This window comes from Cellulomonas iranensis NBRC 101100 = JCM 18110, from assembly GCF_001552375.1.
GTDB classification, from domain to species: Bacteria; Actinomycetota; Actinomycetes; order Actinomycetales; family Cellulomonadaceae; genus Cellulomonas; species Cellulomonas iranensis.
In genome coordinates this window covers 1-7,883 of the sequence record NZ_BCRB01000124.1, presented here as the reverse complement: position 1 = coordinate 7,883, position 7,883 = coordinate 1, and the positions used below count along the sequence as shown (strand labels likewise).

The 7,883-nt window shown below is 77.1% G+C and carries 6 protein-coding genes; 3 read left to right on the top strand and 3 right to left on the bottom strand.

The genetic code is table 11. From position 1 onward, the window contains the following. The first annotated feature begins 42 nt into the window (after positions 1-42). Together CS2_RS17045 and CS2_RS17040 are read left to right on the top strand one after the other, a co-directional pair. Positions 43-1,146, top strand: a complete 1,104-nt coding sequence (locus CS2_RS17045) for a sugar kinase (RefSeq protein WP_070320877.1) — start codon at positions 43-45, stop codon at positions 1,144-1,146. Positions 1,147-1,249: 103 nt separating this feature from the next. Beyond that, positions 1,250-2,278: a LacI family DNA-binding transcriptional regulator gene (locus tag CS2_RS17040; protein WP_070320876.1), complete on the top strand. Its 1,029-nt coding sequence runs from the start codon at positions 1,250-1,252 to the stop codon at positions 2,276-2,278. A gap of 6 nt (positions 2,279-2,284) precedes the next feature. On the opposite strand, the gene CS2_RS17035 is transcribed toward CS2_RS17040, so the two are convergent. From CS2_RS17035 to CS2_RS17025, 3 genes are all read right to left on the bottom strand, one after another. Further along, positions 2,285-3,163 (bottom strand): amidohydrolase family protein, encoded by an 879-nt coding sequence (locus tag CS2_RS17035; protein WP_070320875.1) that lies wholly within the window; start codon positions 3,161-3,163, stop codon positions 2,285-2,287. A 204-nt stretch (positions 3,164-3,367) separates the two neighbouring features. Continuing rightward, a complete protein-coding gene (locus CS2_RS17030; RefSeq protein WP_082740331.1) occupies positions 3,368-5,164 on the bottom strand; it encodes a gamma-glutamyltransferase family protein in 1,797 nt (598 codons plus the stop codon). 74 nt (positions 5,165-5,238) lie between these two features. Beyond that, complete coding sequence (locus CS2_RS17025; protein ID WP_070320873.1) at positions 5,239-5,700, bottom strand: tRNA (cytidine(34)-2'-O)-methyltransferase; 462 nt, start codon at positions 5,698-5,700, stop codon at positions 5,239-5,241. Between the two features lie 63 nt (positions 5,701-5,763). On the opposite strand from CS2_RS17025, the gene CS2_RS17020 reads away from it, so the two are divergent. Next, positions 5,764-7,883 (top strand): glycosyl hydrolase family 95 catalytic domain-containing protein (locus CS2_RS17020; RefSeq protein WP_070320872.1); only part of this gene is annotated, 2,120 nt, incomplete at its 3' end.

Genomic DNA, 7,883 nt, shown 5'->3' with positions numbered 1-7,883 from the left:
CTCCGTGAGAGGTCAATCCAGTCCCGCCGTCAGGAGCCGACGATGTCCGACCTGCGTCTCCGTCCCGCGTCCGAGTGCCGCTACGACGCCGTCTCGCTGGGCGAGGTGATGCTGCGGCTCGACCCCGGCGAGGGGCGGATCCGCACCGCCCGGCAGTTCCGCGCGTGGGAGGGCGGCGGCGAGTACAACGTCGCGCGCGGCCTGCGACGCGCGTTCGGCCTGCGTGCCGCGGTCGTCACCGCGCTCGCCGACAACGAGGTGGGTCGGCTCGTCGAGGACCTCATGCTGCAGGGCGGCGTCGACACGTCGCTCGTGCGGTGGGTGCCCTACGACGGGACCGGGCGCGAGGTCCGCAACGGGCTGAACTTCACCGAGCGCGGGTTCGGCGTGCGCGGCGCGGTCGGCGTGTCCGACCGCGGCCACACCGCCGCGTCGCAGCTCGCCCCGGGCGACGTCGACTGGGAGCACCTGTTCGGCGAGCTCGGCGTGCGGTGGTTCCACACGGGTGGCATCTTCGCGGCCCTCTCCGACACCGCCGCGGCGACCGTGCTCGAGGCCGTCACGGCCGCGCGCCGCCACGGCACGGTCGTCTCGTACGACCTCAACTACCGCCCGTCGCTGTGGAAGGCGGTCGGCGGCCGCGCGCGGGCGCAGGAGGTCAACCGCGGCATCGCCCCGCACGTCGACGTCATGATCGGCAACGAGGAGGACTTCACGGCCGCGCTCGGGTTCGAGGTCGAGGGCGTCGACGAGCAGCTCACCGACCTCGAGGTCGACGCGTTCGCGGCCATGATCGAGCGCGTCGCCGCGCAGTACCCGGACGTCCAGGTCGTCGCGACGACCCTGCGGACCGTCCGCTCCGCGACCGTCAACGACTGGGGTGCGCTGGCCTGGTCGCGGGCCTCCGGCCTCGTGCAGGCGACCCACCGGCCGGGCCTGGAGATCCTCGACCGCGTCGGCGGGGGCGACTCGTTCGCGTCGGGCCTCGCGTTCGGCCTCCTCGACGGGCAGCCGCTCGCGACGGCCGTCGAGTACGGCGCCGCGCACGGCGCGCTCGCCATGACGACCCCGGGCGACACGTCCATGGCGTCGAAGGCCGAGGTGGTCCGGCTCGCGGGCGGCGGGGGCGCGCGCGTCGACCGCTGAGACGTGCCCTGGCGTCCGGGCCCGTCCGCGGCCGTCGGCGCCGGCCGCAGATCGAGGGCCGGAGCCCCCACGGCCCGACCGGGCCGTGCCCTAGCCTTCGAGCATGGCCACGAGCGTCACGCTGAGCGACGTCGCCCGCGAGGCGGGCGTGTCGCTCGCGACCGCCTCGCGCGCGATCAACGGCAGCGCGACCCGCACGGTCCGGCCCGACCTGAGGGAGCGCGTCCTCGAGGCGGCGCAGCGGCTGCGCTACACGCCCGACGCCAACGCGCAGGCCATGGCCCGCGGCCGCACGACGTCCGTCGGCCTCGTGGTGCACGACATCACCGACCCGTACTTCTCCTCGATCGCCGCGGGCGTCACGGCCGCCGCCGACGCCGCGGGCCTCCAGGTCACGCTCACCGACACGCGGCACGACCCCGAGCGCGAGGTCGAGCTCGTGCGCCTGCTGCAGCGGCAGCGGGCCCGCGCGATCGTCGTGGTCGGCGGTCGGCACGACGACGAGGCCGGCAACGACGTCATGCGGCGCACCCTCGCGGAGTACGCGGCCTCGGGCGGGTCGGTCGCGCTCGTCGGGCAGCCGGTGCTCGACGTCGACACGGTCGTGCTCGAGAACGTCGCCGGGGCCGGTGCGCTCGCGCGGGCGCTGCACGCGCGCGGGTACCGACGGCCCGCGGTGCTCGGCGGTCCCGACACGCACCTCACGGCGCGCGAGCGGCGCGACGGCTTCACGCACGCGTTCGCGGCGCTCGGGACGCCCGTGGACCCCGCGCACGTCGTCCCGAGCGCGTTCACGCACGAGGGCGGCGAGGCGGCGATGCGCGAGCTGCTCGCGGTCGGGGCGGACGTCGACGTGGTGTTCGCCGTCAACGACGTCATGGCGCTCGGGGCGCTCGCGGCCGCGCGCGACCTGGGCGTGCGCGTGCCCGAGGACGTCGCGCTCGCGGGTTTCGACGACATCCTCACGCTGCGTGACGTCGTCCCGGGGCTGACGAGCGTGCGGGTCCCGCTCGTCGAGGTCGGTCGGCTCGCGACCGGGCTCGCGCTCGACGCGCACGCCGAGGGTCCCCGCGTGCGCACCGTGCCGACCGAGGTCGTGCTGCGCGCCTCCACGCCCGACCGCAGGGCCTGAGGCCCCTCAGCGCTCGGCGACGAGCGGCGGGATGCCGTACACCTCGACGGCCGTGCGTCCGAGGACGCGAGCGACGGCGTGCGCGTCGAGGCCCGCGAGGGTCGCGCGCAGGCCGCCCCACACCTCGGGCCAGGACGCGTGCGCGTCGAGCGCCGTCGGCCAGTCGCTGCCGGCCATGAGCCGGTCGGCGCCGAAGACGTCCACCGCGTGGTCGACCGCGGGGCGGACGTCGTCGACCGTCCACCCGGGCCCGGCCGCGCGCCCGAGCCCGGCGAGCTTCGCGACGACGTTCGGCAGCTCGGCGACGCGGCGCAGCGCGTCCGCCCAGGTCCGCCACGCGGCGTGGTCGCCCGCGCGGAGCGCCGCCAGCGGCGGCGCCCCCAGGTGGTCCACGACGACCGTGAGCTTGGGGTGCCGGTCCGCGACGGCCGCGACGTGCGCGAGCAGCGCGGGTGTGGTCGCGGGGACGTCGAGGACGAGCCGCCGCTCGCAGAGCAGCGCGAGCCCGTCGTCGACCGCGTCGCGCAGCAGCCACTGCGGGTCGGCCTCGCGGTCCACGTGGTGGCTCACGCCGACCACGGGCTCGGTCCGCCAGTGGTCGAGCTGGGCGGCGGCGTCGTCGGGCTGGTCGAGCGGCACCCACGCGACGACGCCGAGCACGTGCGGCGAGCAGAGCGCCTGGAACAGCAGGTGCTCGCTGTCGGCGCGGTTGTCCGCGGACTGCACGAGCACCACGCCGTCCACGTGGTGCTCGTGCAACGCTCCGCCGACCTCGTCGACCCGGTAGGTCCGCCGCAGCAGTGCCGGGTCGTGCGACATCCAGGGGTAGTGGACCGTCTCGGGGTCCCACGCCTGGAGGTGCGCGTCCACGACGTCGTAGGGCATGTCAGCGACCGTAGCCCGACCGGCTCGTACGAAACGTGTCACCGGTCAGATCCTCATAGAACCCTCATAGAAAGGGCTGTGACTGGAAGCGCGTCACGTCCGCCCACGCGTGCGAGTCGGACGAGCGTCCATGCAGGTCACCACGGTTGAGCAGCAGGTCACGAGCCTGTCGGCGGGTGAGTCACGACCCAGTCACGGGACGGGTCATCGACCCACCGCGTAGCCCTGCCTCCCGCGGGGGTTCGCCGCCGCCTGCAGCAGGCCGTCGGCCCGCACGCCGGCCGCGCTGATGCGGCCCAGCGTCCAGGGCCCCGCGTCCGCCACCGCGTGCCCGCGCGCGGCCAGCCCCGCGAGCACCGCGGGCCCCAGCCGCGACTCCGCGACCAGACCGCGCGGCACGTGCGTGCGCGGGTGGAACGACCCGTGCACGTGCGACGAGTGCCACGCCGGCGCGTCGATCGCCTCCTGCAGGTCCAGCCCGCCCAGCAGGTGCCGCAGCAGGAACGGCACGGTCCACTGGTCCTGCTGGTCGCCGCCCGGCGTGCCGAACGCGAACCCGTGCCCGTCGCCCAGCGCGAGCGCGGGGCTCAGCGTCGTGCGGGGCCGTCGACCGGGCGCGAGGCTCGCGGGCAGGCCGTCCTCGACCCAGAACATCTGCGCGCGCGTCGGCAGCGCGAACCCCAGCCCCGGCACTACCGGGCTCGACTGCAGCCACCCGCCCGACGGCGTCGCGGACACGCGGTTGCCCCACCGGTCCACGACGTCGACGTGGCACGTGTCGCCCGGGCTCAGGCCGATCGGGGACACGGTCGGCTCGCCCAGCCCCGCGACGCCCGGCCCGCGCGCGTCGCCAGCGTCCGCCGCGGCGCGGGCGGCGACGAGCGCCCGGGCCAGCCGCGGCGTGCGGCCGTCCGGCGACCCGGGCCGGTACCCGCCGTCGGCCTCCGCCCCGACCAGTCGCGCGCGCTGCGCGGCGTACGCGGGGGACAGCAGCGCGTCGAGCGGGACCTCGCCGTCGTCGCCGTACCAGGCGTCACGGTCGGCCGCGGCGAGCTTGGCGACCTCCGTGACCACGTGCACGAGCTCGGTGAGCGGGCCGTCCGGAGCGTCGCCCGCACCGGGGGCGGTCGCCGCGCGCACCAGGTCGTCGACCCCCAGCGCGTCGAGCAGGCGCAGCTGCTGCAGCAGCACGGGGCCCTGGCCCCACGCGGCCGTCTTGTGCACCTCGACGCCCGCGAACGGCACCGCGACGGTCGGCTCCTCGGTCGCGCGCCAGGCCGCGAGGTCGTCGCCCCGCAGGAAGCCCGTGTGCGCGCGGCCCGTCGCGTCGTGCACGGACGTGCCGGACACGAACGCGTCGACCGCGTCGGCCACGAAGCCCTCGTAGAACGCACGGCGCGCGGCCTCGACCTGCGCCTCGCGGTCCGGTCCGGCGGCCGCGGCCTCGGCGAGCAGCCGCTCGAACGTCGTCGCGAGGTCCGGGTTGGTGAACCGCGCGCCCGGTGCCGGGAGCGCACCGCCCGGCAGGTACACCGCGGCGCTCGTCGGCCAGTGCGCGCGGAACATGTCCGCGACGGTCGCGACCGTGCTCGCGGCGGCGGCCACGAGCGGGTACCCGTCGCGCGCGTACCCGATCGCGGGTCCCAGCACGTCGGCCAGCGGGAGCGTGCCGTACCGCGCCAGCAGGTCGAGCCACGCGCCGAACGCGCCCGGCACGACCGCCGCGAGGTGGCCCGTGCCGGGCACCTCGTCGACGCCGAGCGCGCGGTACGCGGCGGTCGTCGCGCGCGCCGGGGCGACGCCCTGCCCGCAGATCACGAACGTGCGCGCGTCCGACGCGCGGTGCCCGATCAGCGGCGCGTCGCCCCCGGGGCCGTTGAGGTGCGGCTCGACGACGGTCAGCGCGAACCCGGCCGCGGCGGCCGCGTCGAACGCGTTGCCGCCCGCCTCGAGCGTGCGCATGCCGACCGCGCTCGCGAGCCAGTGCGTCGAGGCGACCATGCCGAACGTGCCGGTGAGCAGGGGGCGGGTGGCGAACACCGCACGATCCTCACACGGTGCGCCGACGCGAGACCTCAGACGCCGCCCGGGAACCCCAGCGCGCGCCACGCCTCGTACGTCGCGACCGCCGCCGCGTTCGACAGGTTCATGGACCGGCGGCCCGGCAGCATCGGGATCCGCACCTGGTCGGTCACGCGCGGGTGCGCCAGCACGTGCGGCGGCAGCCCGCTCGGCTCGGGGCCGAGCAGCAGCGCGTCGTCCGCGCGCCAGTCGACGTCGGTGTAGCGGCGGGTCGCCTGGGTCGTGAACGCCAGCACGCGCGACGTCGGCAGCGCGGCCAGCAGGGCCTCGAGGTCGGCGTGCACCACGACGTGCGCGAGGTCGTGGTAGTCCAGGCCCGCGCGGCGCAGGCGGGCCTCGCTCAGGTCGAAGCCGAGCGGCTCCACGAGGTGCAGCGTCGCGCCGGTGCCGGCGCACATGCGGATCGCGTTGCCGGTGTTGCCGGGGATGCGGGGCTCGTAGAACACGACGTGCACGGGCCGATCCTGCCACCCGGGACGCGGGTGCCCCGCGCCGGCGGCGGGTGGTTGGGTGGGGGCGTGGACGACGAGGTCGGCGCGACGACGCGCCTGCAGCTGCGGCTCGACGCACCCGCGGAGCGCTGGACGGACGCGTTCCCGGTGGGGAACGGGCGCATCGGTGCGATGGTGCACGGCGGCACGGCGCACGAGCTCGTGCAGGTCAACGACGACACGTGCTGGTCGGGTGCGCCGCTCGACGGGCCGCCGCGGCCGGTCGGTCCGCTGGGCGACGACGACCCGCCCGCGGTCGTCGAGCGGGCGCGGGCCCGGCTCGCGGCCGGCGACCCGCTCGGCGCCGAGCGCGAGGTGCAGCGGCTGCAGACCGGCTGGTCGCAGGCGTACCAGCCGCTCGTCGACGTCGAGCTCGACCACCCCGCGGCCGCGGGCGACGACGGCTACCGGCGCGTGCTCGACCTGGGCCGCGGGGTCGTGACGACGACGTGGCGGGCGGCCGACGGCACGCCGTGGCGGCAGGACGTGCGCGTGAGCCACCCCGACCGCGCGCTGCTGCTGGAACGTGCGTCGCTGCCGGTGGTCGCGTCGCCGGGGGCCGCGGCGCCGGGGGGCGGGGGTGCCGCGTCGCCCGGGCCCGTGCCCGCGGGGGCGGGCGACGCACCGCACGACGTGCGCGTGCGCCTCGCGTCGCGGCACCCGTGGGCCGTCGCCCCGACGTCCGCGCACCGCGGGTCCGCGGACGACCCCGCCCGCGGGCGTGCCCGCGTCGTGCTGCGCGCGGCCGTCGACCTGCCGTCGGACGTCCTGCCGGACTACTCCGGCGAGCCCGACCTCGTGACCTACGGCGGCCGCGCCGTGCACGCGGGCGTCGCGGTCGCGGTGCTCGCCGACGGGCCGGGTGCGACCGTCGACGTCGCGGACGGCGAGGTGCGCGTGCGCGGCGCCGGTCGCGTGCGCGTCGTGCTGACGACCGCGACCGACCACGACGTCGCGGCCGGGACGCTGCACGGCGACCGGGCACGCGTCGCGGCCGAGGCCCGCGCCGCGCTCGACGCCGCGCTCGCGGACCTCGACGGCCTGCCCGCCCGGCAGGAGGCCGACCACGGCGCGCTCATGGGGCGCGTCGAGCTCGACCTGCGCGCGCCCGGCGAGGACCCGCCCACCGCGGGGGCGGACGGCCCCGGTCCCGTGCCCGACCTGCCGCTCGACGCGCGCCTCGTGCGGCACGCCCACGGCGCGCCCGACCCGCACCTCGCGGTGCTCGCTTTCCAGTACGGGCGGCACCTCACGGTCAGCGGATCGCGGCCGGGCACGCTGCCGCTGAACCTGCAGGGCATCTGGAACCCGCACGTGCAGCCGCCGTGGAACGCGAACTACACGATCAACATCAACACCGAGATGAACTACTGGCCGACGCTCGTGGGGGACCTCGCCGAGTGCCACGAGCCGCTGCTCGCGTGGCTCGACCGGCTCGCGGCCGCGGGCGAGGCCACCGCGCGCACGCTGCACGGCGCACGGGGGTGGGTCGCGCACCACAACAGCGACGCCTGGTGCTTCACGGGCCCCACGGGGCGCGGGCGCGACTCCGTGAGCTGGTCGTGGTGGCCCTTCGGCGGGGTGTGGCTCGCGCGGCACGTCGTGGACCACCACGACTGGACGGGCGACGACGACGCGCTGCGCCGGCACTGGTCCGTCGTGCGCGGCGCGGCGCTGTTCGTGCTCGACACGCTCGTCGAGCTCCCCGACGGCTCGCTCGGCACGGCACCGGCCACGAGCCCCGAGCACCACTACCTGCTGCCCGACGGTCGCCACGCGGCCGCGGGCGTGTCGACCACGTCCGACCTCGCGATGGCCCGGGACCTGCTCGACCACGTGCGCCGTCTGGCGCCCGTCGTGGGCGAGCGCGACGAGGACCTGCTGGCCGCCGTCGACGGCGCGCTCGACCGCCTGCCCACGGAGCGCGTCGCACCGGACGGGCGGCTCGCCGAGTGGTCGGCCGACGTGCCGGACGCGGAGCCCGCGCACCGCCACCAGTCGCACCTGTACCGCGTGTTCCCCGGCACGTCGATCGACCCGGACGCGGCGCCCGCGCTGGCCGCGGCCGCGCGGCGCACGCTCGACGCGCGCGGGCCCGACTCGACCGGCTGGTCGCTCGCGTGGCGGCTCGCGCTGCGCGCCCGCCT

Bases quoted from the DNA above. Each gene is read 5' to 3' on its own strand.
- CS2_RS17045 (WP_070320877.1), top strand. From the start codon at position 43: ATGTCCGACCTGCGTCTCCGTCCCGCGTCCGAGTGCCGCTACGACGCC.
- CS2_RS17040 (WP_070320876.1), top strand. From the start codon at position 1,250: ATGGCCACGAGCGTCACGCTGAGCGACGTCGCCCGCGAGGCGGGCGTG.
- CS2_RS17035 (WP_070320875.1), bottom strand. From the start codon at position 3,163: ATGCCCTACGACGTCGTGGACGCGCACCTCCAGGCGTGGGACCCCGAG.
- CS2_RS17030 (WP_082740331.1), bottom strand. From the start codon at position 5,164: ATGGTCGCCTCGACGCACTGGCTCGCGAGCGCGGTCGGCATGCGCACG.